This is a genomic window from Candidatus Darwinibacter acetoxidans (assembly GCF_041936445.1).
Lineage (GTDB): Bacteria > Bacillota > Limnochordia > Darwinibacteriales > Darwinibacteriaceae > DTU010.
In genome coordinates, this window is the sequence record NZ_JBHGXH010000147.1 from 1 (window position 1) to 1,046 (window position 1,046).

Here is a 1,046-nt window from a genome sequence, read left to right on the forward strand (position 1 = left end):
GGCGGCTCCACAAGCAAAGAGGCAGAATCTGTACCACCGCTGCGGATATCCTCAAGCGTACGCGCAAAAACTTTGACATGGTAGGTCCCAGGCTGATCCAAACGGTACTCTAAATATTCCTGCGACCGGTACCACTGCACATGAACCCGCTCACCGTCACGATAAACATACCAGGCATACTCTAATGGACCAGAACCTTCAGCCTGACAGGTCCAGCGCACCGTTGTTCCAGCAAGAACGGTACCGGACCGATCCGCCTTAACAGAGGTAATCTGCGGCTGCGGGCTAGCGGCGGCGAATGCCGAAGGCATAACCATGGCTAAAATTATTAACACAACCGGTAATAGCCAAAGTATGTAACGGTAACAATCTAATTTCTTTTTCTTCAGTTTCTTCTCACCTCCTTCCATGAAACCCAGATAGAACAAGAAAGGAGATAAGCTAAAATTCTACAAAACCCCTAAAATCCCTTTAAATCTCCTTATCTTTTTTGCATAAAGTGACGGGAAAAAGCTCAACATCGTAATTGATCGGACAACTAATTCTTAAGAGTTCACCCCTTCTACAAGGCACTGCACAACCTTTGCCGCAGCGTCACCGCCGCCGTACGGGAAGCCCTCCCGGCCGCCCGGATGGTCCAGCGAATCAAACAGCGCTTGAGCCACCTCTCGCTCGCTTCGCGGCGGCACAATCCTGTTCCACCCCAGCTCCACCAGCTCCACCCACTCGGTCTCATCCCGCAGGGTTACACAAGGCACGCCGTGGAAGAAGGCCTCCTTCTGGACCCCACCTGAATCGGTAGCGATTAACCGAGCATGTTTTTCCAGCATTACCATATCTAGATAACCAACCGGGTCAATCATGTGAAGATCTGGATGGTCTATCGAGATAAGATTTTCTCTTTTTAACGCCGATCTGGTGCGGGGGTGCACCGGAAAGATTACCGAAATATCAGCCGCTGCTTGAAGAAGGCCGCCCAAGATCGCCCGCAGGCGGCGGGGCTCATCCGTATTCTCCGCGCGATGGATCGTGGCTAAGATATAGCC

At 51.7% G+C, this 1,046-nt stretch carries 1 protein-coding gene and 1 pseudogene; both read right to left on the reverse strand.

All coding sequences use genetic code 11. The features are described from left to right. A pseudogene (locus ACE4YL_RS05270) lies at positions 1-410 on the reverse strand (hypothetical protein); the annotation flags it as partial. A gap of 135 nt (positions 411-545) precedes the next feature. After that, positions 546-1,046 (reverse strand): UDP-N-acetylglucosamine 2-epimerase (locus ACE4YL_RS05275; protein WP_461369339.1); only part of this gene is annotated, 501 nt, incomplete at its 5' end.